Source organism: Idiomarina sp. A28L (assembly GCF_000218785.1).
Lineage (GTDB): Bacteria > Pseudomonadota > Gammaproteobacteria > Enterobacterales > Alteromonadaceae > Aliidiomarina.
In genome coordinates this window covers 230,397-254,828 of record NZ_AFPO01000021.1, presented here as the reverse complement: position 1 = coordinate 254,828, position 24,432 = coordinate 230,397, and the positions used below count along the sequence as shown (strand labels likewise).

20 protein-coding genes and 1 pseudogene are annotated in these 24,432 nt (G+C 46.6%); 18 read left to right on the top strand and 3 right to left on the bottom strand.

All coding sequences use genetic code 11. The features are described 5' to 3' along the window. Positions 1-58: 58 nt before the first annotated feature. Both A28LD_RS09030 and A28LD_RS09025 read right to left on the bottom strand, forming a co-directional pair. Positions 59-3,118 carry an efflux RND transporter permease subunit gene (locus tag A28LD_RS09030; RefSeq protein ID WP_007420777.1) on the bottom strand — a complete coding sequence of 1,020 codons (3,060 nt, stop codon included), beginning with the start codon at positions 3,116-3,118 and terminating at the stop codon, positions 59-61. Positions 3,119-3,121: 3 nt separating this feature from the next. Beyond that, positions 3,122-4,240, bottom strand: coding sequence for an efflux RND transporter periplasmic adaptor subunit (locus A28LD_RS09025; RefSeq protein ID WP_007420776.1), 1,119 nt, complete (start codon positions 4,238-4,240; stop codon positions 3,122-3,124). Positions 4,241-4,377: 137 nt separating this feature from the next. On the opposite strand from A28LD_RS09025, the gene A28LD_RS09020 reads away from it, so the two are divergent. The 16 genes and pseudogenes from A28LD_RS09020 to A28LD_RS08950 all read left to right on the top strand — a co-directional run bounded on the left by A28LD_RS09020 (position 4,378) and on the right by A28LD_RS08950 (position 21,309). Continuing rightward, positions 4,378-5,271, top strand: coding sequence for a LysR family transcriptional regulator (locus tag A28LD_RS09020; protein WP_040487209.1), 894 nt, complete (start codon positions 4,378-4,380; stop codon positions 5,269-5,271). Between the two features lie 68 nt (positions 5,272-5,339). Next, complete coding sequence (chrA, locus tag A28LD_RS09015; RefSeq protein WP_007420774.1) at positions 5,340-6,659, top strand: chromate efflux transporter; 1,320 nt, start codon at positions 5,340-5,342, stop codon at positions 6,657-6,659. 165 nt (positions 6,660-6,824) lie between these two features. Beyond that, a pseudogene (locus A28LD_RS12390) lies at positions 6,825-7,451 on the top strand (DUF1538 domain-containing protein); the annotation flags it as partial. A 96-nt stretch (positions 7,452-7,547) separates the two neighbouring features. Beyond that, positions 7,548-8,288 carry a DUF1538 domain-containing protein gene (locus A28LD_RS12385; RefSeq protein ID WP_443134843.1) on the top strand — a complete coding sequence of 247 codons (741 nt, stop codon included), beginning with the start codon at positions 7,548-7,550 and terminating at the stop codon, positions 8,286-8,288. Then, positions 8,285-8,635 (top strand): P-II family nitrogen regulator, encoded by a 351-nt coding sequence (locus tag A28LD_RS09005; RefSeq protein ID WP_007420772.1) that lies wholly within the window; start codon positions 8,285-8,287, stop codon positions 8,633-8,635. The genes A28LD_RS12385 and A28LD_RS09005 overlap by 4 nt, the downstream gene beginning before the upstream one ends. Before the next feature lie 27 nt (positions 8,636-8,662). Continuing rightward, a complete protein-coding gene (locus A28LD_RS09000; RefSeq protein WP_007420771.1) occupies positions 8,663-9,049 on the top strand; it encodes a CBS domain-containing protein in 387 nt (128 codons plus the stop codon). Next, positions 9,049-9,537, top strand: a complete 489-nt coding sequence (locus A28LD_RS11990) for an alpha/beta hydrolase (RefSeq protein ID WP_007420770.1) — start codon at positions 9,049-9,051, stop codon at positions 9,535-9,537. Before A28LD_RS09000 ends, A28LD_RS11990 begins: the two co-directional genes overlap by 1 nt. Positions 9,538-9,692: 155 nt before the next feature. Beyond that, on the top strand, positions 9,693-10,256 hold the full coding sequence (locus tag A28LD_RS08990; protein WP_007420769.1) for an NUDIX domain-containing protein: 564 nt from the start codon (positions 9,693-9,695) through the stop codon (positions 10,254-10,256). 167 nt (positions 10,257-10,423) lie between these two features. Next, entirely contained in the window at positions 10,424-13,012 is a 2,589-nt protein-coding gene (gene acnB / locus A28LD_RS08985; protein WP_007420768.1) for a bifunctional aconitate hydratase 2/2-methylisocitrate dehydratase, read from the top strand. A 207-nt stretch (positions 13,013-13,219) separates the two neighbouring features. Next, entirely contained in the window at positions 13,220-13,465 is a 246-nt protein-coding gene (locus A28LD_RS08980; RefSeq protein ID WP_007420767.1) for a type II toxin-antitoxin system Phd/YefM family antitoxin, read from the top strand. Positions 13,466-13,478: 13 nt separating this feature from the next. Then, positions 13,479-13,829, top strand: coding sequence for a hypothetical protein (locus A28LD_RS08975; protein WP_007420766.1), 351 nt, complete (start codon positions 13,479-13,481; stop codon positions 13,827-13,829). A gap of 17 nt (positions 13,830-13,846) precedes the next feature. Next, complete coding sequence (ggt, locus tag A28LD_RS08970) at positions 13,847-15,574, top strand: gamma-glutamyltransferase (protein WP_007420765.1); 1,728 nt, start codon at positions 13,847-13,849, stop codon at positions 15,572-15,574. 102 nt (positions 15,575-15,676) lie between these two features. Beyond that, positions 15,677-17,659 (top strand): acyltransferase family protein, encoded by a 1,983-nt coding sequence (locus A28LD_RS08965; RefSeq protein WP_007420764.1) that lies wholly within the window; start codon positions 15,677-15,679, stop codon positions 17,657-17,659. A 51-nt stretch (positions 17,660-17,710) separates the two neighbouring features. Continuing rightward, positions 17,711-19,249, top strand: coding sequence for a S10 family peptidase (locus A28LD_RS08960; RefSeq protein ID WP_007420763.1), 1,539 nt, complete (start codon positions 17,711-17,713; stop codon positions 19,247-19,249). A 137-nt stretch (positions 19,250-19,386) separates the two neighbouring features. Continuing rightward, the gene (locus A28LD_RS08955; protein WP_007420762.1) at positions 19,387-20,325 is read left to right on the top strand and encodes a glycosyltransferase family A protein; all 939 of its coding nucleotides are present in this window, start codon (positions 19,387-19,389) and stop codon (positions 20,323-20,325) included. Between the two features lie 81 nt (positions 20,326-20,406). Then, positions 20,407-21,309 (top strand): Dyp-type peroxidase, encoded by a 903-nt coding sequence (locus A28LD_RS08950; protein WP_007420761.1) that lies wholly within the window; start codon positions 20,407-20,409, stop codon positions 21,307-21,309. Between the two features lie 22 nt (positions 21,310-21,331). On the opposite strand, the gene argR is transcribed toward A28LD_RS08950, so the two are convergent. Further along, positions 21,332-21,796, bottom strand: coding sequence for a transcriptional regulator ArgR (gene argR / locus A28LD_RS08945; protein ID WP_040487207.1), 465 nt, complete (start codon positions 21,794-21,796; stop codon positions 21,332-21,334). Positions 21,797-21,977: 181 nt separating this feature from the next. Here argR and mdh point away from each other — a divergent pair, with 181 nt between their 5' ends. Then, positions 21,978-22,913 (top strand): malate dehydrogenase, encoded by a 936-nt coding sequence (mdh, locus tag A28LD_RS08940; protein WP_007420759.1) that lies wholly within the window; start codon positions 21,978-21,980, stop codon positions 22,911-22,913. 244 nt (positions 22,914-23,157) lie between these two features. Then, positions 23,158-24,408: an HlyD family secretion protein gene (locus A28LD_RS08935; RefSeq protein ID WP_007420758.1), complete on the top strand. Its 1,251-nt coding sequence runs from the start codon at positions 23,158-23,160 to the stop codon at positions 24,406-24,408. The last annotated feature ends 24 nt before the right edge of the window (positions 24,409-24,432 follow it).

Here is a 24,432-nt window from a genome sequence, read left to right as displayed (position 1 = left end):
CAGCGCTAACGCAAGTGAAAGCGCAGGCAGTTGGTGAATTCGTATCAGCTATTCCATATTAGCTGTTGCGGTATTCTGATTTACGCATAATTAGGCTATACATTACCGGCACCACAATCAATGTAAGTAGCGTAGCAAAACCCAAACCAAACATAATGGTTACCGCCATGCTGGCGAAGAACTCATCAAATAGCAGCGGAATCATGCCTAAAATGGTGGTTACCGCAGCCATACCTACCGGCCGCACCCGGCTTACCGAAGCATCTACTAATGCTTGATAACCTGATTTACCGCTGCGCTCCTCAGTAAGTACTTGCTCGAGCAATACAATTCCGTTCTTAATTAACATGCCACTAAGGCTCAAAATACCCAGCAAAGCCATGAAGCTAAACGCTTGATTAGTAATGAGCAAACCCAAGGTAACACCAATAATGGAAAGCGGAACCGTTGTCCAAATTACCGCCGCGCGGCGCACTGAACTAAACAGCAGCACAGTAATTATGAACATAGCTAAATAGCCAAGAGGCAAGGTTTTAAATACGGCGGCTTTGGCATCACCAGAAGCTTCATGCTCACCACCCCATGCCATTTCGTAGCCTGCAGGCAGAGGAATAGCTATTATTTCTGCTTCAATGTTACTAAATATTTGCGCCGGTGTGCCGGCAAACAGCGGATCTGGATCTGCCATTACCGTAAGTGTACGCTTTCGATCGCGCCGGTGAATAACTTGGTCTTCCCACTCGAGTGGCATGGCATCAACCACCTGCGGCATTGGCACATAACGGTTTAAAGCGGTGCTAAATACCTGAATATCTTGCCACTGCTCTAAGTAAACTCGCTCGTTTTCCGGAGCGCGCACTAAAATAGGCATCAGCTCGGTGCCATCACGATAAATGCCAACGCGTTTGCCACGGAAGTTTGCGAGCAATAAATCATCCACATCTTGCTTGCTAATACCTACCCGGCGGGCATGGGTTTCGTTAAATTGTGGGCGCAATACTTTCGCGCGCTCGCGCCAATTATCACGCACATAAGCCAGAGCAGGCTCTCTGCTCAACACTTGCTGTGCTTGTTCTGAGAGCTGGCGTAAGATATCCGGGTCAGCACCACTGTAACGAACTTCAATGGCCGCTTTTACTGGCGGGCCGATTTCCATGCGGCGTATTTTTGGCCGCGCATCAGGGTGGGCGTGAGCCAAGTAATCACGAGTTTTGCCCATTAAGCTGGGTAAAATATCAGTGTTTTCGGTGCGCACGATAAGCTGAGCGTAGTTTTCATGCTGCATTTCTACAATATACGGCAGCGTGAAACGGGGTGCGCCCTGGCCTATGGTAGTAGCTACTTGAGCAATACCTTCTTGCCTGAGTAACCATTGCTCAGCGTGGGCAATATCTTCGCCCGTGGCGCGAATATCGGTGCCTTGCGGATACCACATATCAACATAGAAAACAGGCGTGTTTGAACTTGGAAAGAAGCTTTGTTTTACTTGCATAAAACCTAGCACCGAAACCACTAATAGCAAACCCATCAACCCCATAGTGAGCAAGCGGAAACGCAGGGCGGTTTTCAATAATAACCGATAACCTTGGTAAATTGGGTTGCCGTAGAGCGCTTCTTCGCTTTCTGCTTGTTTAACGCCTTTTCGAAATAGCCGTTCGCCCAAAAATGGAATTAACAGAAGTGCGGTAAGCCAACTTAAACTTAACGATATCAACAGCACCCAAAACAGTGAACCGGCGAATTCGCCCGTGGCATCGTTTGATAGGCCAATAGGCGCGAAGGCTAATATTGCAATGAGTGTGGCACCTAAAAGCGGCCATGCATTTTGCCGCAGTACGTTTTGCGCCGCCCTCAATCGAGTTTGCCCACGCTGCACGCCAACCAGCATACCTTCAGTAATTACAATGGCGTTATCAACCAGCATACCTAGGGCGATAATCAACGCGCCAAGTGAAACTCGATGCAGGTTGATGCCTGCAAGAGCCATGAAAATAAAAGTACCAAGAACGGTAAGTAGGAGTACCAAGCCGATTAAAAAGCCGCTGCGTAAGCCCATGGTAAGCAGCAGCGCAACAATCACAATCACAATGGCTTGGGCGAGGTTATTCAAAAAGCCAGAAACTGAACTTTCTACTTCTGCAGGCTGATCATAAATAGAGTTTAATTCCATGCCTACAGGAGTGGCATAGTTTAGCTCGGCTATTCGTTCGCGTAAGTGAGCGCCCACTTCAACCACGTTTACATCACGGGTAAAGGATACGCCCAACCACAACGAAGCTTCACCATTAAAGTGCAGAACGTGGTTTGGAATCGGTTGTTCTTGGCGATAAATGTTCGCTACATCGCCCAGATAAATTTGTTCACGCGCGCCTGGGTTGCTGATAATCAGCGTATTCAATTGCTCCACAGAGGTAAACTCACCGCTCGTGGCAAAACGCACAGCATCGTTGCCGAGGCGAACACGGCCAGCATCGGAAATAGTGTTCTGGGTAGAGAGCAATTCATAAATACGTTGTGGCGGAATACCTAAGTTTGCTAACCGAGCACGGGAAACCTCGGCTACCACTTGTTCCTGTTGTTTGCCGCTAATCACTACTTTGGCAACGCCTGGAACTAACGCGAGCTCACGGCGAAGATACTTGGCATGATCATACAGAGCGGGCAAGCTATAGCCATCACCAGTTAAGGCGAGTAGCACACCATAAACATCGGAAAAATCGTCTTGCACCATGGCGGGCCCAGCGCCCGGTGGTAGGTGTCGAGATTGATCGTTGATTTTACGGCGAAGTTCATCCCAAATTTGTGGAAGTGCATCGGAGCGGAAGGTTTCTCTTACTTCCACCATAATTTGCGATCGGCCGGGCATTGAATTGGAAGTAACGTGTTTTATATAAGGCAATTCGTGTAATGCGTTTTCAAGTAGTACGGTTACCTCTTCTTCCACCTGTTGCGCTGATGCGCCAGGGTAGGGTGTAACCACTAATGCTTGTTTGATTGTGAATTCAGGGTCTTCAAGGCGGCCAAGGCTTTGCAGCGCTAAAAAACCGCCGATTAAAAGTACTAGCAGCAGAATCCAAGAGCTAGTAGGCCGTTCAATACTATAGCGGGCGATATTCATAGCTTACAGGCCCCGCTCGCGGATCCAAGGGCGCACTGTTTGCGCTTCTTCAAGCTGATGAACCCCAGCAACTACAACATGCTCACCAACACTCAAGCCATCGAGAATGGAAATACCCGACGAGCTGGCCGCACCGATAGTAACTTGCCTAGCGAAAAGCGTGCCTTGGCTGCCTTGTTCTGCGGGTTGGTATATCCATACCATGCGAATATTCTCAGCCAGCGCTTTATCACTTGGCGTGAAAACAGCAGCAATTGGAACCGTGATGGCGTTGGTATGCGCCGGCATCACTTGGGTACTATCGATAGCTACTGAGGCTGTCATGCCGGGTAATATATTGCCAGCTTCAGGTTTCGGCAAAGTAAACACTACGCGGTAGGTATTCGTTGCCGCATCGGCAATTCGATCCCATTCGCGAAGTTGGCCTTGAAAGGTTTGCCCCGGTAAACTTTCGAAGGTGATATCGGGTTGGTAGCTTAAATCACGGCGAACTTGCGCAAATAACTGTTCAGGCACTTGAATGCGCACATCAACCATATCATCTACTTGCAGGGTAATAATCGGTTGTTGTGGCCCGATATTTTCGTATAGCTCAACATGCAAGTTGGCAATGATGCCAGCAAACGGCGCATGCAATTTGGTGTAACCTAAATTTGTTTCAGCAGTGTTCAGGTTAGCTTGGGCTACTTGTAGCTCGGCTTTCGCTTCATCGAACTGTGAGCGTGAGATAATATTTTGCTCCGCCAATTGGGCAATGCGATCATATTGCGCTTGTGCCAGTTCAGCTCGAGCGCGGGCTTGTTCAGCGGTAAGCCGGTAATCGGTAGGATCGAGAGCTGCAATAAGATCGCCTTGTTCTACCTGATGCCCGGGCCGCCAGGGTAACTCTACTAATTCACCACCAACACGGAAGGTTAAATCAGCGGTTTGTGTTGCTTCAACCACGGCGGGAAAACTGCGAATATCACTAATATCATCACTACCTACAGTAATTAGCTTTACTGGGCGTAATGGTTTTTCGGCTGGCTCTGAGGCAGTTTCACTACAGGCTGAAAGGCCGAAGGCTAGCGCAATCACAGTGAGGGCGAGTAGGGGCCGAACATTAAATTTTTTATACCGCATGAGTTACAACCTTTCAGGTAAGTAGGTTATTAATGAATACTGCCAATGCAAACAAGTGTAGTGTATTTTTTCGTAAAGAAATATTTAAATAAACTTGCTATATTGTTAAGTATTCCTTAATAAGTTTTGGTGAAACTGTGAAAATATGGCCGTTGAAAGTTTTGTTTATGGTGTTGGAGAAAGGAAGCTTGCAAGGCGCCGCAAAAGCGTTACACAGAACTGCACCCGCACTCAGCATGACCTTGCAAAAACTAGAAGATGAAGTTGGCTTTGCCATTCTTGATCGCAGCGGTTATCGCTTGCAACTCACGCCGCAAGGTACTCAATTTAAGCGCCACGCTGAAGAACTCATGCGCCAACATGAGCGCCTAAACTCTGCCATTGGGCAACTCAGGGAAGGTGCTGAGCCGCAACTGCGCATTGCTTATGATTATACCTGTAATCCTGAGCTGCTCATCGAGGCATTGCGCCAAGTGCAACTGCAATTCCCCTTTACCGAGGTGATTGTTTCTGGCCATTCGCAACTGGAATCGTTACGCGATATTCAAACCGGTGCAGCCGATTTGGCACTCACACCTTGGCTGCCTACCTTTCAGCAACTTGCTGATTTCGAGAGCCTGCGCATTGGTGATTTTCAATTAGTAGTGGTAATGGCACAGAGCTTGATTGCTGAATATGGATTACCTGAAAGCCGCGATGCGCTCAGTGCATTGCCGTATATTTTGCCGAAAGAGTTAAATATGGGTATTAATCCTGAACAGATATATCGGGTTTCTGGTAGTTCACGGTTGCGTGTAAATGATGCGCATACCTTGGTACAGTATGTAAAAGCAGGAATGGGTTGGGGCGTAGTGCCACGCGATTTGATCAGCCGAGAATTAAAGAACAAAAAATTGGTCGAAATTGATATTCCAGGCTTCCTTGATCATATTCATGCGGAAATTCATGTGGTGAAAATGGCAGCAAAACATTTAGGGCCGGCAGCAACTTTAATGTGGCAAACCTTCACCAAGCAAATTCACCGCTGCTAGTTTCTGTTATCTTTAGCAAAACAAGCGCGAAGAAGAATAAGCGCGGAAAATAATGAGGCAGCAACCTGATGAATGAAAGCGCGAGTGAACTTCAAAAATCCCAATCTATTCCGTTTGCTGAAGCGCTTGCTGTTTGGTGGCGCATTGGCTTGCTTAGTTTTGGCGGCCCTGCTGGGCAAATTGCGCTAATGCACCGCATGATTGTGGAAGAAAAGAAGTGGCTTGATGAATCTCGTTTTTTGCATGCGCTGAATTACTGCATGTTGTTACCCGGGCCAGAAGCGCAACAATTGGCTACCTATGTAGGTTGGCTATTGCATGGCGTGAAAGGCGGGTTAGTAGCCGGTATTCTGTTTATTTTACCCGGCGCTGCAATGATTTTGGCGCTCTCATGGGCGTACGTGTTGCTCGGCGATGTCAGCATTGTGGCAGGCCTATTATTTGGCCTGAAAGCGGCCGTTTTGGCGATTGTTTTTCAAGCCATGATGCGTTTAAGCCAGCGGGCTTTAAAAACACCTATTGCCGGTTTACTAGCGGTGGGTGGTTTTTTTGCACTGTTTGTATTTGATGTTGCTTTTCCATTGGTAGTTTTGGGCGCGGCTATTATCGGTTGGGCATTTGCTAGCAAAATAAACGCAAAAACCGCTGAACCCGAAGATATTCTTACTACCGATATTCGGCCCGGCACCAAACGCGCGGCCTTTATTTGCGCAGCCCTTTGGTTACTCAGCGTAGTAGGGCTTATTGCGCTATTTGGTGATAGCTCGGTGTGGGCGCAAATCGCTTTATTCTTTTCCAAGCTTGCGGTGGTAACCTTCGGTGGCGCCTATGCTGTGCTCGCTTATGTTGCTCAGCAGGCGGTTGAGCTGTATGGCTGGTTAGAACCAGGAGAAATGCTCGATGGCTTGGGCTTAGCGGAAACTACGCCGGGCCCACTTATTTTGGTTACTCAGTTTGTTGGCTTTTTAGCAGGTTTTCGCGAAGCCACAGGCATGCATCCATTATTGGGTGCAACGCTTGCGGCACTGCTCACTACTTGGGTTACTTTCTTACCGTGTTTTGTGTGGATATTCGCTGGCGCTCCCTACGTTGAGAAACTGCGAGGAATGCCGCGTTTAAATGCCGCACTATCGGCAGTAACGGCCGCGGTAGTAGGCGTTATCGCAAATTTGGCGCTTTGGTTTGCGCTGAACTATTTATTTGCCAATAACTTCACCTGGGAAGCTGCCGGCATTTCCGTGTTGTTACCAGAATTGAGCTCGTTTGAAACCGGTGCGTGGGTGTTAACCGCGGTTGCATTCGTGTGCATGTTTGTTCTGCGGCTTGGGTTGTTTTCACTGCTTGGCTTGCTTTGCTTAAGCGGTGTGTTGTGGCAATGGTTGATCTAGATCGCGTATTCGCAAGGCTTTGAATCGCAATCTATTGCGAACTAAAGCTCAGGCAAGTAAGATTTGCGCTCTGTGCGGTAATGTAAGTTAACCACAAGGAAATCGCTGCGTTTGGGTTATTTAAAAGAGTTTTCCCATGCACTAGCACATGCATTTAAGAATTTAATGCCTATCGTTGTTGTGGTATTGGTTTTTCAATTGTTGGTGTTAAAGCAAGTGCCCGATAATAGCCTGAGTATGGCCATAGGCTTAGGTATTGTTGCTGTGGGCGTTGCACTCTTTTTGCAGGGTTTAGAACTAAGTATATTCCCCGTAGGTAAGAGCCTTTCCAACCAGTTTGCTAAAAAAGGCTCAGTGCCTATTTTACTTGCTTTCGGCTTTGCTATCGGCTTTTCTGCTGTGGTTGCCGAGCCTGCTCTTATTGCCGTGGCCCAACAAGCCCAAGAAATTAGTGGCGGCCGCATTGATGCCCTTACCTTGCGCTTGCTCGTAGCAGTTTCTGTGGGTTTTGTTATTTCTCTTGGGGTATTTCGAACTATTTTTGGGTATCCGCTGCAATGGTTCATGATTGTTGGCTACATTCTCGTTGTCATTGTTACCTATTTTGCACCCGAAGAAATTGTTGGCTTGGCTTACGATTCGGGTGGTGTAACTACCAATATTGTTACCGTTCCTTTAATCGCTGCGCTAGGTATTGGCTTAGCCGCTTCAATCCGCGGCCGTAACCCACTTATTGATGGTTTTGGGCTTGTTGCATTGGCGGTAATGGTGCCAATGATCAGTGTGCAGATTTATGGCATTATTGTGTTTAGTGGCCCGGCTCCAGATGCCGATGCCATGCTCCTGCAAGCTGGCGCTGCCGAGGAGGTGCTCGGTGGCTTTATGGCTATGCTGCTCGATTTAGTGGAAATGTTCCGCGATGTTATTCCAATCATTCTTACCATCGTATTCTTTCAATACATTGTGTTGCGGCGGCCTTTGGCTAACCCACGAAAGGTGTTGCTTGGCTTTTTATTAGTAATTTTTGGGTTATATGCTTTTGTGGTTGGCTTAAAAATGGGCCTGTTCCCGATTGGTAGCAGCATGGCCGAGCAGCTCATACAACGCGATAACCTTATTTTTATTTACCTCTTTGCTTTCACTATCGGTTTTGCCACTACGATGGCAGAACCAGCATTAATTGCGGTTGGCCAACAAGCCGAGGAAGCGGCCGCGGGCAAATTGAATGGTAATGCTATCAGGCTGTTAGTTGCGTTGGGTGTTGCCATTGGTATCACTATTGGCGTACACCGCATCATTGAAGGTGGCTCCATGCACTATTATGTGATTGGCGGCTACTCGATAGTGATTGTGCTCACTATAATCGCACCGCGTTACATCATAGCGCTGGCTTATGATTTAGGCGGCGTAACCACATCAGAGGTTACCGTTCCGCTTGTTACTGCCCTAGGTATTGGTTTGGCTACCCACATTGAGGGGAGGAATGTACTTATTGATGGTTTTGGCTTAATTGCTTTCGCCTCAATATTCCCCATTATTACCGTTATGGTATACGCTATTCTTATGCAGTGGATGGCAACATACCGAGCGAAACAGCAAAACACTTCGATCGAAAAGGTAGAATCATGAAATTTTCAGTGTTAGTTGCAATTGTTCCAGAAGAGTTAGAGCAAGAAGCGATTGATGCAGCGCGAGAACTCGGCGCTGGCGGTATTACGGTGATGTCTGGTCGAGGTATTAGCAATAACCAGAAGAAATCGTTTTTTGGCTTAACTTACGATGGTAGCCAACAAGTGTTGTTGATGGTTTTGGAGAAAGGGTTATCGTTGCAAATACTCAAAGCCGTTCAACATGTAATTATGCCCGATAGCGAAGATTCGAAGGGGTTAGTTTTTACTTTACCACTTGAGCACCTGGGCGGTATTGATGTTTCCCAGTTAGAAAAATTTGAGCAGCATATAAAAGATACTTTATAACCCTTAGGTTAATGATAGGAACTAATAATGATCGTACGCGATGTAATGATTAACAATGTAATTACTATTTCGCCTTTTGCTACCTTGCGACAAGCGTTGAGCTTGCTAAAAAGCAAGAATATCAAATCGTTGGTGGTAGAAAAGCAATCAGACCACGACGCTTATGGGTTAATTACGTACACCAATATTTTAAAAACCGTTATCGCCGAAGATGGTGATATCGATTTATTGAATGTTTACGATGTATGCGTAAAACCTGCGTTGTCGGTAGGCGAAAGTTTGGGCTTGAAGCATGTGGCTGGGTTGATGTCGCAGCACCACGTGAAACGCTTATTGGTGGTGAGTGATAATAATCTCGTAGGTTTTGTAACCATGAACGATATTATGGAAGAACTCATGAAGCGAATTGATTAATGCCCAGTTTATTCTTTTTTCATGGCCTTGAAAGTGGCCCTCATGGCTCGAAATATCAGCTGATTAAAAAAGCGTTTCCGGAACTTGAATCGCCTGATTTTCAAGATATGGATTTGCATCAGCGGTTGGCAAAAGCCGCCGAGGTAACCCAAGGTTTAACCGGGGTTACTCTAATTGGCTCTTCGTTTGGGGGGCTTTTAGCGGCGCGTTTATACTCGTTATACCCAGAACGCTTTAAAAGTTTGGTGTTGTTGGCGCCGGCAGTGCACACAGATGAAGGTGAGCAGGTTACTGAGTTACCCCCAGCTTCTCGTATTCGCGTTATTCATGGCAAATCCGATGAAGTAGTGCCGCACGCTAAAGTAGCTGAATTTTGTAAGCGTTTTGGCATTTCGTTGATTACCGTTGAAGATGAACATCGCTTAGCTTCGGAAACCTCGCAACAAACTATGCTGGCCGCACTCGATGAAGTGTACAGCGGCGTGTGATCACAAAGCTGATTTTTGGCACCTCGCGTTAAAGATTATAAAGCCCGTTAAATTAGCTTCTTGCGGTGAATTAGCGTACAATTCGCCGCCTGAATTTAGCTTTGTTTGCAAATCTAAATGGTAATTTTTTTGCTAAAGCGCGGTGCTATAAACTAATGAATCAACCTTCTGTTCTCGATATCCCATTAATTTCTCACCTTATTCACGAATCGCTCGCTGGGCATGATTTGCATGCAAACGAGCCTTCGGTTGATTTGCGGGTGCTTAAGCGTGAAGCTGCGCGTGGCATTGTGCGCCGCGATGAGAAAATCTTGTTGTTATATACCGAGCGCTATGATGATTTTAGCTTTCCGGGTGGTGGTATCGATGCCGGCGAGAGCCCAATTATTGGTTTAAAGCGAGAGCTGCAAGAAGAAACCGGCGCACAAGATATTCAAGTGCTCTCAGCCTTTGGTAAAATTACCGAATACATGCCCACTTGGAAGAAAGATTGGGATCTTATGCACCAAACCTCTTATTGGTTTCATTGCGATATTGCTGAGGAACTTGGCAGTAGCAACCTTGAACATTACGAGATTAATAATGGCATGTCGGCGCATTGGGTATCTTTAGAAGAAGCGGTTTCGCATAACCAAAATGTTATCAAACAACGCCCTGCAACCATGGGCCTCTCGATTCATCGAGAAACCCTAGTGTTGAAACAGTTATTAGAACTATAACTAACTATTACGCACACCATAAACACGGTGAATGGCTGATATAGCCCTTATCAGAGCCGCTTAAATTCATTTCCGAGTGAATTTGGCGTATAATTCGCCCGTTTTCACATTGCCCACGCTCGTTTCATGTTGAAGTTAGCGGGGGCTTTTATTAAGAGGAATTATTTGTGTTAGAACAATACCGTGCACATGTGGCCGAACGCGCCGCCGAAGGAATTCCAGCAAAACCACTTAGCCCAGAGCAAGTTTCTGAGTTGATTGAGTTATTGAAAAACCCACCAGCAGGTGAAGAAGATTTCTTACTAGAGCTACTTAGCGAACGCGTGCCTCCTGGCGTTGATGAAGCAGCCTATGTAAAAGCTGGCTTTTTAGCCGCGATCACCAAAGGTGAAGTAGGCAGCCCTGTTATTGATAAGAAACTTGCCGTGAAGCTTTTGGGCAACATGCATGGCGGCTATAACATTGTAACCTTGGTTGAGCTTCTAGATGATGCAGAATTAGCCGAGCTTGCTGGCGTTGAATTGAAGAAAACTATCTTAATGTTCGATGCGTTCCATGATGTAGAAGAGCGCATGAAAAACGGCAACGCCGTGGCAAAAGATGTTGTTGAATCATGGGCGAAAGCCGAATGGTTTACTAATCGTGCGGAAATGCCAGAAAAAATCACTACTACTGTATTTAAGGTTACCGGCGAAACCAATACCGATGATCTTTCACCTGCACCAGATGCATGGTCGCGCCCAGATATCCCATTACATGCGAAAGCTATGTACAAGATGCCACGTGAAGGCATTACAAATGCGGCAGCACAGATTGAAGAGCTGAAGAAAAAAGGCCACCCAATCTCATTCGTAGGTGATGTGGTAGGTACCGGTTCTTCACGTAAATCAGCCACTAACTCTGTGCTTTGGTGCATTGGTGAAGATATGCCAGGTACGCCGAACAAACGTTCTGGCGGTATTTGCATTGGTGGTAAAGTAGCGCCTATTTTCTTCAACACCATGAAAGATACCGGAACTTTGGTATTTGAAGCTGATGTAGAAAAAATGAATATGGGTGATGTGATTCACATTTATCCATACGCTGGCAAAATCGAAAACGAAGCTGGCGAAGTGATTGCTGAATATGAGTATGCTTCTGATGTAATTATTGATGAAGTACGTGCCGGTGGCCGTATCAATCTAATTATCGGCCGTGGTTTAACCACGAAAGCACGTGAATCATTGGGCCTTGGCCATCACGATTTATTCCGTGCCCCAGATCAGCCGAACGATAGTGGTAAAGGTTTCACCTTAGCACAGAAAATGGTAGGTAAAGCGTGTGGCATCGAAGGTGTGCGCCCAGGTACTTACTGTGAACCACGCATGACAACGGTAGGTTCGCAAGATACTACCGGCCCAATGACGCGTGATGAGCTGAAAGATTTAGCATGTTTAGGCTTCAACGCTGATTTAGTAATGCAATCATTCTGCCACACAGCGGCATATCCAAAGCCAGTAGATATCGATACTCAGCACACATTGCCAGATTTCATTATGAACCGTGGCGGTGTATCGTTGCGCCCTGGCGATGGTATTATTCATAGCTGGTTAAACCGCATGTTGTTGCCAGATACTGTAGGTACGGGCGGCGATTCACATACTCGTTTCCCACTAGGTATCTCGTTCCCTGCAGGTTCAGGCTTAGTAGCATTCGCTGCGGCTACCGGTGTAATGCCGTTAGATATGCCAGAATCAGTATTGGTGCGTTTCAAAGGCAAAATGCAGCCGGGCGTTACCTTGCGTGATTTAGTACATGCCATTCCTTTATACGGTATCAAGCAAGGCCTACTTACAGTTGAAAAACGTGGTAAGAAAAATGCCTTCTCTGGCCGTATTTTAGAAATCGAAGGTTTAGATGATTTAACCGTTGAGCAAGCGTTCGAGCTTTCTGATGCCTCAGCAGAGCGTTCAGCTGCGGGTTGTACCATTAAGCTTTCAGAAGAATCGATTGCCGAATACCTACGTTCAAACATTACCATGTTGCGTTGGATGATGGCTGAAGGTTACGGCGATGTGCGTACACTTGAACGCCGCGCGAAGAAAATGGAAGAATGGTTGGCCAACCCTGAACTAATGCAGGCTGATAAAGATGCCGAGTATGCTGAAGTTGTGGAAATCGATTTGAACGAAATCGTAGAACCAATTCTTTGCTGCCCGAACGACCCTGATGATGCGAAAACCTTATCAGACGTTGCTGGCAACAAAGTAGATGAAGTATTTATCGGTTCTTGTATGACTAATATTGGCCACTTCCGTGCTGCTGGCAAATTGCTTGAGCAAAATACCAAGCCATTAAATACTCAATTGTGGATCGCGCCACCAACGAAGATGGACGAAGCGCAATTGATGGAAGAAGGCTATTACAACATTTACGGCCGCAACGGTGTGCGTACTGAAATGCCAGGCTGCTCATTGTGTATGGGTAACCAAGCGCGCGTGAAAGCTGGTGCAACTGTACTTTCTACCTCTACGCGTAACTTCCCGAACCGTTTAGGTGATGGCGCAAACGTGTACCTTGCTTCTGCCGAGCTCTCTGCAGTAGGCGCGATTTTGGGTAAAATCCCAACCCGTGAAGAGTACATGGAATACGCACAAAACATCGATGCGATGGCAGGTGAAGTGTATAAATATCTGAACTTTAATCAAATGCCTGATTTCATGGCAGCTGAGAAGAAAGCGAAAGATACGATTATTCCAACGATTAGTGTTGCATAAATTATCTAGCGATTAATTTCAGCTAGTAGAATAAAGCCCGGTACTTATCTAAGTGCTGGGCTTTTTGTTTCTTGGGGCTTGAATCTTGTGAATTTATGATAAATGGTCTATAAATAGTTCATATTTGGGCTGCCGTACTGTGTTCTGCTTTGGCGGTGTTCTACTTTGGGCTGTTTTCTATTATGAGTAAGTGTTTACGGGGGGCTTATGCAAATTAAAACCATTAGCTATATAAAGCAAAATGCGGCAACTCTTGATGTTGAAGAGCCTATTGTGGTTACTCAAGGTGGTACGCCGGTATATCGAATAGAATCTGAGGCGAGTGCGCAAATACGCGATGAAGGCATTGCGCTACTTAAGCTTATGAACCTTGCCGAACGAGATATTCGCGAGGGCAGAACTATCGGTGCAGATGAGCTTTTGCAGCGAGTAGGTTTGGATTCACAAGATTAGGATCCAAGCAAATATGAATACAGCAAGAACGCTCGTAAATTACACTCATGTTTCTCAAGTAACGCTAACCATTCTGATTCGCTATATGAACCAATTTATAGGCGAGGTAGAGGCTAGTGCAATCGCGCGCGAGTTGGTTTTAGCCACGGAAAGCAAGTTAGCCAATAACCCGAAGCAGTTTCCGGTATGCCCAGAGCTTGAAATGCTGGGCATTACTGATTATCGTCAGGTAACCTACAAAAAATACAAAGTTTTATTTCGATTGGATGAAAGTAAGCAGGAAGCTCACGTGATGGCGCTTATGCGCCAGAAACAAAGCGCACAGCAGTTGCTGATTGATTATGTAATCAAAGCGCCTACTTAACATAGCTGGAGAATACCATGCATGCATTTGTTCAAAAGGCAGCCGTTGCTGCTATCACCGCGGGCCTAGTTACCGCTGCCGCACTTGCTCCAATATATAACGCTACTGCTGCCGATAGAATTACTGGCCACCATTTCGCTAGCCGTTCTGAAGTAATGGCACCTGAAGCTATGGCAGCAACTAGCCAAGGGCTCGCTACACAAGTAGCGCTCGATATAATGCAAGCGGGTGGCAATGCCATTGATGCAGCTATAGCCGCCAACGCTGTGCTGGGGTTGGTTGAGCCAACGGGCAACGGCATAGGCGGCGATCTCTACGCTATTATTTGGCATGCGGAAAGTGAGCAGCTGTATGGATTAAACGCTTCTGGCCGCTCGCCTATGAGCCTATCGCTCGATTACTTTATTGAAAATGGCTATGAAAGCATTCCGGCTCGGGGTTTATTGCCGCTTTCGGTGCCGGGCGCTGTGGATGGCTGGTTCGAGATGCATGGCCGCTTTGGCGCATTGCCGATGAATGAAATTCTTGCGCCTTCTATTCATTACGCAGAAAACGGCTTCCCAGTAACTGAAGTGATTGCCTATTACTTCGAACGCAATGCCGAAGTATTGCAAGATTTCCCTGGTTTTCGTGAAGTATTCATGAAAAATGGGCACCCGCCACGTAAAGGTGAGATGTTTCGTAATCCAGATTTGGCCAACACTTACAAACAGCTGGCTAGCGATGGCCGAGATGCTTTTTATGAAGGCGAAATTGCCCGCACCATTGGCAATTTCGTGCAGGAGCACGGCGGTTTTCTGAGTTACGAAGATTTAGCTGCGCACCATTCCGAGTGGGTAGACCCGGTATCTACTAATTACCGCGGTTACGATTTGTGGGAACTACCACCGAATACCCAAGGTATTGCTGCACTGCAGATTCTTAATATTCTTGAGCATTTTGATATAGCTGAAATGGGGTTTGATAGCCCAGAATATATTCATCATTTTGTAGAAGCGAAAAAACTGGCGTTCGAAGATCGCGCTAAGTTCTATTCCGATACCGCGTTTAACGATATTCCGGTTGATTGGTTAATTTCAAAAGAATATGCCCAAGAACGTGTGCAATTGATTAACCCTCAACGTGCTGGGCGTAGCTATGAACCGGGTAATCCGCCAACTACCGGCGATACCATTTACCTTACTACCGCCGATAAGCACGGCAATATGGTTTCGCTAATTCAGAGTAATTATCGTGGCATGGGCTCGGGTGTTACGCCTGAAGGCTTGGGCTTTGTACTGCAAAACCGCGGCGAGCTATTTGCTCTGGAAGAAGGCCATATGAACGTGTTTGAACCGGGTAAGCGGCCTTTCCAAACTATTATACCGGCGTTTGTTACTAAAGATGGTAAGCCATTAATGAGTTACGGTGTAATGGGTGGGGCAACGCAGCCGCAAATGCATGCGCAAATTCTGATTAACATGATTGATTTTGGCATGAACTTACAAGAAGCAGGTGATGCACCGCGCATTCTGCATACCGGCTCTAGCCAACCAACTGGCGAAACTATGGTTGATGGTGGTGCGGTTAGTTTAGAAAATGGCTTCTCAAATAACACTCGGCGAGAATTAGTGAAAATGGGCCACCGCTTGCAAGAAGCGGTTGGGCCTTATGGTGGTTATCAAGCGATTTGGTTTGATGCGGAACAGGGCATTTACATCGGTGCTTCCGAGAGCCGCAAAGATGGTTACGCTGCGGGTTATTAATTAGAAAAGTAGGTTTACTTCATGCGCCGTAGCCCTGAAAATACACCAATAGAATAGTACATAACGATTGTTTTGAAGGTGTATTGAGGGCTAAACAGGCGCATGAAGTTTGATTTAACTAAAGCCGGATTCCGTAACGATATTAATGGCCTGCGCGCATGGGCTGTGATGTCGGTGGTGCTATTTCACTTTTTAGTGCCAGGTTTTTCCGGTGGTTTTACCGGTGTTGATATTTTCTTTGTTATCTCCGGTTATTTAATGACCGATATTATTGTGAGCGGCCTTGCTCAGAATAAGTTCAGCTTCCGGCTATTTTACCTCGCGCGCGCAAAACGCATTATTCCCGCGCTATACGCGATGATTTTGCTTCTGCTTGGAGCAGGCTGGTTCTTTTTACCCACGCCAGATTATCAAGAGCTCGCATCTCAGGCGAATTATGCCTTAGCATTTATTTCTAATATCGATTTTGCCGGTGCGGCCGGGTATTTCGATAGTGAAGCCCATGAAAAGTGGTTATTACACACTTGGAGTTTAGCCGCGGAATGGCAGTTTTATTTGCTCTTTCCGGTATTTTTGTGGCTCGCTTTTCGCCTGCTACGGGGCAACATAACCGCGCTATTTATAAGTATTGCTGCGCTGTTTTTGCTATCTCTTGGCTATAGTATTTATATTTCGCCGCAAGATCCGAACGCAGCATTTTATTTATTACCAGCGAGAGCATGGGAAATGGCCGCAGGCGGCTTGGTATTCTTTTTTACTCGTTGGCAAGGTAGGCCGCAACTTAGTACTAGTATAGCGAACGTGGGTTATGCTGTTGGTTGGCTGCTGATGATAATGCCATTTGTGTTTTTCCATGCAGAGCTTGTTTGGCCAGGTGCGTGGGCATTGTTACCGGTAATCGGCACCATGCTGGTGCTAGGGGCTGCTCGGCAGAACAACCCGATGGTAAGCCACCCAATTGCGCAATGGCTGGGTACGCGCTCTTATTCGATTTATTTGTGGCATTGGCCCTTTGCTGTATTGCTATTCTTCATGGGTATGCAAAATTCGGTGCCTGCAGTTATCGGTGCGATTCTCGCCAGTTTATTACTCGGTGATTTATCCTATCGGCTCATTGAAAACCCGGTTCGCATCCTGTTTTATGGCCGCCGGAAGCGGGCATTAACAGCTATTTTCGTTACCGCTTTGGTAGTGTGTGCGGTGCCAGCGCAATGGGTTCGAGGTGGTGATTTGCCAGAACGTTTACCGGCTAATGTTGAGCAGCTTGCTGGCGCTATTAACGATATTAATCCACGCCGAAGCGAGTGTTTAGGCTCTAGTTCTCGTGGAACCTCGGCTGAATGCACCTATGGTGGGGCGGAACTTGGGTTAATTGTGCTTGGTGATAGCCACGGCGGTTCCGTGGTGCGAACAGCAGAGGCGGCGCTGCCACATGAAAGTTTGCACGTGCTTGATTGGACAATGACAGGTTGCCCCGCTATTGAAGGTATTCGATCGGCGGAAGACGGCCGTTACCGATGTGCCGAGTTTATCGATTTCGCCCTTGAGCGTAGCGAACAACTGCCGGCTGATGTGCCGATGTTAATGGTGAATCGTTTTGCCCAATATGTTATTGGCCGCGATCCGATGGAAGCTACAGGATTAGGGGAAGTGCCCGAGTATTATATTTCTGAACCTTACGCTGAACGTACGATGGCGTTTTTTCAGGAATTTAGTGCCGGGATCACTGCTACCGCTTGCGAATTTGCCGAAGATCGGCACGTGTTTATGCTGAAACCCACACCGGAAATGCCGGTAAGCGTGCCACAACGTATGGCAAGAACGGAGTTTTTCCAAGGCAAGGCTGAGCGCGTAAGTTTGGATCTAGAGCACTACTATGCTCGGCAAAGTGTGATACTCACCGCACTGGAACAGGCGGTTACCGATTGTGGAGTAACTTTACTCGATCCGGTGCCGATTTTTTGCCAAGATGGGGTGTGCTGGGGTGATAAGGCAGGTTTACCTATATATTTCGATGACGATCATTTGAACGAATACGGTGCTAGCTTTTTAAAGCCTGTGTTAATGGAAATATTTGCTGAATAACTGGTTCAAAAAATAAGTATTAGAACCATATAAAACATAAATGGGAAGACTATGAATATACTACAGAAAGGCGTGCTGGTGCTTACACTAGCCACGCTGCAATTAGGGTTTGTTTCCTACACAAATACCGCACATGCGAACGATGAGCACCGCCGTAGCATTGATGTGGAATCGGTAGTGGTTACGGATCATCGAGCAGAAATTAATGGTTCACGCATTGATTACAAAGCCTATGCTGGAACCATGCCGGTATGGAATGAAGAAGGGCACCCAACGGCAACCCTGCAATATACGTATTACGAGCGCCAAGGCGTGCGCAACCAAGAGCGCCGGCCTCTAATGATTTCATTCAACGGTGGCCCAGGCTCAGCATCGGTTTGGATGCACGTAGCTTATACCGGCCCGAAAACCTTATTACTCGATGAAGAGGGCTTTCCAACCCAGCCCTACGGCGTGCAAGAAAACCCATATTCAGTGTTAGATGTAGCCGATATTGTATTTGTGAATCCAGTGAACACCGGTTATTCACGGGTGCTCCCCGGCCCAGATGGCAATATGCCTTCGCGCGCGGAACAGCAAAAAATGTTCTTCGGCGTGAACGAAGATATTCGCTATCTTTCCGAGTGGGTAAATACGTTTGTTACTCGCTACGAACGCTGGCGCTCACCGAAATTCCTGATTGGTGAAAGCTATGGCACTACCCGTGTTGCGGGTATGGCATTAGCTTTGCAAAACAACCACTGGATGTATTTAAACGGTGTGATTTTGGTATCGCCAACCGATATGGGTATTAGCCGTGATGGCCCAGTAAAAGCGGCCAATCGCTTACCCTATTTTGCAGCTGCGGCCTGGTATCATGGCGTACTAGCGGATGATCTACAAAGTGGCGATCTCTACGATTTACTGCCAGAAGTAGAAGCGTTCACGTTGAATGAATATCTACCGGCGTTGGCCAAAGGTGCTTGGTTACCGGCAGAGGAAAAACAAGCGATTGCTGAGCAAGTAGCGCGTTATTCTGGCCTTTCCGTTGAAGCAGTGCTGCAAAGCAACTTAGATATCGATACGGCATTTTTCTGGAAAGAGTTGCTGCGTGATGAGGGCGTAACCATTGGCCGTTTAGATTCGCGTTATAAAGGAATTGATCGCAAAGATGTAGGTGTGCGTCCTGATTTCAACTCAGAGCTAACTTCGTGGTTACACTCATTTACGCCGGCGATTAATTATTACCTGCGAGAAGAGCTAGGTTATAAAACCGATGTGGCGTACAACATGTTTGGCCCGGTTCACCCTTGGGATCGCAGCGGCAACAATACGGGTGAAAACTTACGCCAAGCGATGGCGCAAAACCCGTTTTTGAACGTGTTGTATCAATCAGGTTACTACGATGGCGCCACCAACTATTTCGATGCGAAATACAGTATGTGGCAAATGGACCCGAGCGGAAAAATGAAAGATCGCTTGTTTTTTGAAGGCTACCGTAGCGGCCACATGATGTATTTGCGCCGCCATGATCTAGAGCTTTCGAATCAACACTTGCGTGAGTTTATTTTAAACGCATTGCCCGCAGCAGGTGCTCCGGCACAATATTAATGCTCGCTAGGCGATAGTGATAGATGAAACCCGTGCTGTGATGGTGTAGCATCGCAACATGGGTTTTTTTATGGTTATTCCATAAGTATTTCGGCAACTAAGCGTTTGTTGAAACAAGCGCAAATGAGAGCAAATAGATGCAAGCAATTTCAGCGCGGGTAGCACCGCAACGTTGGTATCGTGGGATTCAAGGGCAACTCGCACGCTTAGCGGTAAGTGGCGTGCTACCTATTCGTTGGCTGTATCCGCAACCGAAGAAACAGTATGAACCGAAAACCGGCAAGCTGCATTTAGAGATTGTTAGCCATTGCTGGCAATATGCGCATTTGCAGGCTTACCAACTAAGTTCGCTAGTGCAACATGCGCCGAAAGATATCAACGTAACCATGACAGTGTATTACAGCGAAGAAGATGAAAAAGCCTGTGAGCTGCTCGATTTTTTTGCAAAGCAAAATGTTGAAAATGTGCAGTGGCAATGGCGAGCTATGCCAAAAGAGCAACTGTTTCGCCGTGGCATTGGCCGTAATCACGCAGCGTTAAATAGCAACGCTGATTGGGTGTGGTTTACCGATTGCGATGTAGTTTTCCATGAAGGGGCACTTGATAAACTGGCCGCTGAATTGCAAGGTTGCACCGAGCCTTTGGTGTATCCGCAAGAAGAGCGCGTAACCTCGTTATTAGCGGAAGATGATCCACTATTGCAAAAAGCGGCAGAGCCGCAAGTGGTAAACCTCGATGGTACCGATTTCATTACCAAAGCGATTACTAAGGCTACCGGCCCACTGCAAATTACTCATGGTGATGCTGCACGAGAAATGGGATATTGTGATGCAATGTCGGTGTATCAAACTCCGGCCGATAGCTGGCAAAAATGTTATGAAGATCGTGCCTTTCGGTGGATGTTAAAAAGCCAAGGCAAAGCGATAAACGTACCTGGTGTATACCGAATTCGGCATATCTTTAAAGGCCGTTATACTGGCTCGCAAGCGAATACCTCGGTGCGCAGCGGCATTCGCCAAGTGCAAACGTGGTGGCGCGATCGTAAAGATAAGCGCAAAAATAAGGCGCAAAAGTAAGGCGCAAAAGTAAGTTTTCAAGGCACGCATAGAGCCAGCATCGGTAGTGTTCATTCACGTTTAGCAAGGAAGTTCGTAGATATGGGGCAGCTCATTCGTTCACAATCGGGAATATGCGCAGAGGCAAGCCTGCATGGCTTGGTAATGCTTTTGCACGTAACTTCTGAAGATGTGGCCAAGGTTCGCCGAAAGCTTGCAAGCTTCGCTGAGCAAGCGGAGCAATTGGAAAACCGTTTTTCTGAAAGCATGCTGAATATCGTGTTGGCCATTGGCGAACCCTACTGGGACGTTATTTCCCCCGATGAACGGCCCGATGCACTGAAAACTATTCCAGATTACATTCGTAGCGAACACCCTTTACCGGTTACGCCATTTGATATGGCAATTGTGGTGCGTTCCGATCGTGCTGATGCTAATTATTTAACCGGTTTGCAGCTGCTGCACTGGTTAGGTGATTTAGTAACCTTAGCTGAACAATCTATGCCATTCCGCTGCCTAGATGGCCGTGATTTGTTTGGTTTCAAATATACTAATGAAGCTTTAGCGGGTGCTACACGCCGGCAAAATGCTTTGGTTTCGGAAGCGCAAGATCCAGAGTACGCTGGTGGTAGCTATTTTTGGTTGCTGCAAAGTAAATTAGATGTGCAACGATTCAGTAAGCTTACGCAAGCGGAGCAAGAACGCGTTATGGGCCGCGAGAAAAGCTCGGGGCGGCGTATGAAAACCACCAATGGCGCTACACATGCGAGTAAAACCGAAGGTGATATTTGGCGTTTGCATATGCCTTATGGCTCATTACAACGGCCACAAGAAGTGAGTTTTTTGTTTTCAAACCAGGTGAGCTTGTTAGATCAATGGATTCGCAATCGCTTTATTGCAGATGAAAATGGTTTGAGCGATCCGTTGCTCGATTATGTGAACGTTGAGCACTCGAGCGCTTATTTCGTGCCTGCGTTGAATTGGTTTAACAGCTTGGATAACTAATTTAGACCGTTAATTACTAATATTAGTGGCTTTCAAACAGCCGCTGAATATTATGCAAGGTTTCATCAATATCGCTCACTTTTACCGGCGCGATGAAAATTGTGTCATCACCTGCAATCGTTCCGAGTACACCCTCTTTTTTACCCACAGAATCAAGCAGGCGGGCAATAAGCTGAGCTGCCCCTGGGGTAGTGCGGATGATAACCATGACATCGTTGTGCTCAACATCAAGCACAAGCTGGCGCACAGAGCTACGAGCCGAAGGCATGGAAAGTTCAGGCGGTAAACAATACACCATATCTTCACGGGCATTGCGCGCACGTACAGCACCGAACTTACTCAGCATGCGTGATACTTTAGATTGGTTCATTCCATCGAACCCACGATCTTGCAGCGCTTCAACGATTTCCGCCTGCGATGAATAAGATTCTTCTTTTAATAATTCCCGAAATGCTTCTATGAGCAAATCTTGCTGAACAGAGGCCATACGATCGTCTAATTGTTTACCAAGAATAAGAGATACATAGTGTATCGGATATTTTCCGCAACACCTAGTTTTGTAAATAAATGTCCCCATATATAGAAGCAGTTAAACGAGCGTTTTATTGTTTTTTTAGGGCTGATCGGCTAAGGTTTAGCCCCCCGCAACAGATTGATTGGAGTGCAATATGAAAGTAACAGTATTAGGCGCCGCTGGCGGTATTGGTCAGGCGTTATCTTTGCTATTGAAAACTCAGCTTCCAGCTGGAACTGACCTTGCCTTGTTCGACCTTGCACCAGTAACGCCGGGTGTTGCTGTTGATTTGAGCCATATTCCAACCTCGGTAAAGGTAAAAGGTTATGGTAAAGAGAACCTAACTGAAGCACTAGAAGGTGCTGATGTAGTATTGATTCCAGCAGGTGTTCCGCGTAAGCCAGGTATGGATCGTTCAGATTTGTTTAACATGAACGCTGGTATTATTAAAAACCTAGTTGAAAATATTGCCGATACTTGCCCGAAAGCATGTATTGGAATTATTACCAACCCAGTAAATACCACAGTAGCAATTGCTGCTGAAGTATTAAAAGCCAAAGGTGTTTACGATAAGAATCGTTTATTCGGCGTAACTACGCTTGATGTTATCCGCGCTGAAGCGTTTGTGGGTGAACTCAAAGGTCTGCCGCTAGAAGACGTTCATGTACCCGTAATTGGTGGCCATAGCGGCACCACGATTTTACCATTGCTTTCACAAGTGAAAAGCGTTGAATTCACGCAAGAAGAAATTGAATCACTTACTCACCGCATTCAAAACGCGGGTACCGAAGTGGTTGAAGCCAAAGCTGGCGGCGGCTCTGCAACCCTTTCAATGGGCCAAGCAGCAGCACGTTTCTGCTTATCAATCGTGAAAGGCTTACAAGGTGTTCACGTTACTGAATACGCGTACGTTGAAGGCGATGGCAGCGATGCTAAATACTTCGCTCAAGCGGTAGTATTAGGCGCCAACGGTATCGAAGAAATCTTACCATACGGCGAATTAAGCGATTTCGAAGCGAAAGCCAAAGCCGATATGCTTGATGGCCTGAAAAAAGATATTCAAATGGGTATCGATTTCGCCAATCAGTAAACCTGATTGCTTGAAATTAAAAACCGCGCTAGGTGCAAACCAGCGCGGTTTTTTTTTGTTTTAGTATTAAGTGAAACTGGAATTGCTTAGAAGGCTTTATTACATATCTTAAGCACCTACAGCAGCAAATGAAATCTTACAGAATTATTAAAATTTAACTTTATGTTAAAAATGCTATTGCAATACCCCCCCCCAATGTACATATGATGGTTAGCATATTGGTGTTCAGGGATGTAAGCAGCGCATGGCACATAATGGATTATTTAGAGAATCGGCGATAAAAGAACAGGCAGGGAGACTTGAAGGCGATGTGATCATTGCGCAGCCGCTCTCCAATAGTGTTCTTACGCTGATACTGTTGCTGTTGGTTGCTGCGCTTATCACTTTTCTAACACTCTCTTCCTTTAATCGTAAAGAAACCGTTCAAGGTTATTTAACGCCCTCCTTAGGCCTTGCTAAAGTTACAACACCGCGAGCGGGCATTATTCAACAGCGTTTTTTGAATGATGGCGAGCACGTAATTGCGGGTGCGCCTATTGCCTTATTGCACATTCCTGAACATTTAGCTGATGGCAGCAGCTTGGCACAAGGATTAAACCGTGAGCTTACCCAGCAGCTGGCGCTAATTGATATGCGTGAATCTCAGATGTATCAATATTTTCAACAACAAGTGCAGGAAACCGAGCGTCGGCTTCTTCTGAGTGAACAAATGCTTAGTGAACTGGAAAATCAGCAGGCACTGCTACAACAACGCCTTGGGCTGCACGAGCGCCGGTATGAAAACTATAGGCAATTACAGAACGATGGGGCGATATCTCTATTAGAGCTACAACAGCAACACGAAGTGCTACTTAACGTTCAGCAGCAACACGCGGAGCTCAATGGAAGCCGCCAGCAACAACAAGGGTTAATAGAACAATTGAGAGGCCAAATCGAGCGCTTACCAGGTGAACAAGCTCAGCAATTTGCGGGGCTTGAACTCGAGCGATCGCGCTTACAACAGCAACAGGTTGAGCTTACCGCCCGCAGCGAAATTTTAATTACTGCGCCCATCAGTGGCCGTGTTACTAATTTTGTAGCAGATATAGGAGCTACGGTTAGTAACACGCAACCGCTGCTCACGATTATCCCCGAAAATACTGAGCTGCATGCCGTGCTGCTTGTGCCTACTCGCGCTTATGGTTTTGTAGAACAAGGTCAACATACCCGCATTCGTTTTGATGCATTTCCATATCAGCGCTTTGGGCTATATGAAGGGGAAGTAATTCGCGCCGCACAGGCAATCGTGCTTCCAGGAGAAGTAGATATGCCCGTGGCAATACAGGAGCCCGTATATCGGGTAGAGGTAGCACTAGCGGCGCAAGACATCCGCGCTTACGGCAACAACGTCCCGCTGCAATCGGGAATGCTGTTAAGCGCAGATATCGTGCTTGAACAACGTAGTTTAATAAACTGGTTGTTTGAGCCGATTTTAAGCCTGCGAGGACAGTTATGACCCCGCAGGCCTTACTCAAAACTT

Excerpts from the sequence above, each read along its gene's own strand:
- mdh (WP_007420759.1), top strand. The coding sequence starts at position 21,978 with ATGAAAGTAACAGTATTAGGCGCCGCTGGCGGTATTGGTCAGGCGTTA.
- A28LD_RS08965 (WP_007420764.1), top strand. The coding sequence starts at position 15,677 with ATGAAGTTTGATTTAACTAAAGCCGGATTCCGTAACGATATTAATGGC.
- A28LD_RS08950 (WP_007420761.1), top strand. The coding sequence starts at position 20,407 with ATGGGGCAGCTCATTCGTTCACAATCGGGAATATGCGCAGAGGCAAGC.
- A28LD_RS08960 (WP_007420763.1), top strand. The coding sequence starts at position 17,711 with ATGAATATACTACAGAAAGGCGTGCTGGTGCTTACACTAGCCACGCTG.
- A28LD_RS11990 (WP_007420770.1), top strand. The coding sequence starts at position 9,049 with ATGCCCAGTTTATTCTTTTTTCATGGCCTTGAAAGTGGCCCTCATGGC.
- A28LD_RS09005 (WP_007420772.1), top strand. The coding sequence starts at position 8,285 with ATGAAATTTTCAGTGTTAGTTGCAATTGTTCCAGAAGAGTTAGAGCAA.
- A28LD_RS08975 (WP_007420766.1), top strand. The coding sequence starts at position 13,479 with ATGAATACAGCAAGAACGCTCGTAAATTACACTCATGTTTCTCAAGTA.
- A28LD_RS09025 (WP_007420776.1), bottom strand. The coding sequence starts at position 4,240 with ATGCGGTATAAAAAATTTAATGTTCGGCCCCTACTCGCCCTCACTGTG.
- chrA (WP_007420774.1), top strand. The coding sequence starts at position 5,340 with ATGAATGAAAGCGCGAGTGAACTTCAAAAATCCCAATCTATTCCGTTT.
- A28LD_RS08955 (WP_007420762.1), top strand. The coding sequence starts at position 19,387 with ATGCAAGCAATTTCAGCGCGGGTAGCACCGCAACGTTGGTATCGTGGG.
- A28LD_RS08935 (WP_007420758.1), top strand. The coding sequence starts at position 23,158 with ATGGCACATAATGGATTATTTAGAGAATCGGCGATAAAAGAACAGGCA.
- A28LD_RS12385 (WP_443134843.1), top strand. The coding sequence starts at position 7,548 with ATGCTGCTCGATTTAGTGGAAATGTTCCGCGATGTTATTCCAATCATT.
- A28LD_RS08990 (WP_007420769.1), top strand. The coding sequence starts at position 9,693 with ATGAATCAACCTTCTGTTCTCGATATCCCATTAATTTCTCACCTTATT.
- A28LD_RS09000 (WP_007420771.1), top strand. The coding sequence starts at position 8,663 with ATGATCGTACGCGATGTAATGATTAACAATGTAATTACTATTTCGCCT.
- ggt (WP_007420765.1), top strand. The coding sequence starts at position 13,847 with ATGCATGCATTTGTTCAAAAGGCAGCCGTTGCTGCTATCACCGCGGGC.
- argR (WP_040487207.1), bottom strand. The coding sequence starts at position 21,796 with ATGGCCTCTGTTCAGCAAGATTTGCTCATAGAAGCATTTCGGGAATTA.
- A28LD_RS08980 (WP_007420767.1), top strand. The coding sequence starts at position 13,220 with ATGCAAATTAAAACCATTAGCTATATAAAGCAAAATGCGGCAACTCTT.
- A28LD_RS09030 (WP_007420777.1), bottom strand. The coding sequence starts at position 3,118 with ATGAATATCGCCCGCTATAGTATTGAACGGCCTACTAGCTCTTGGATT.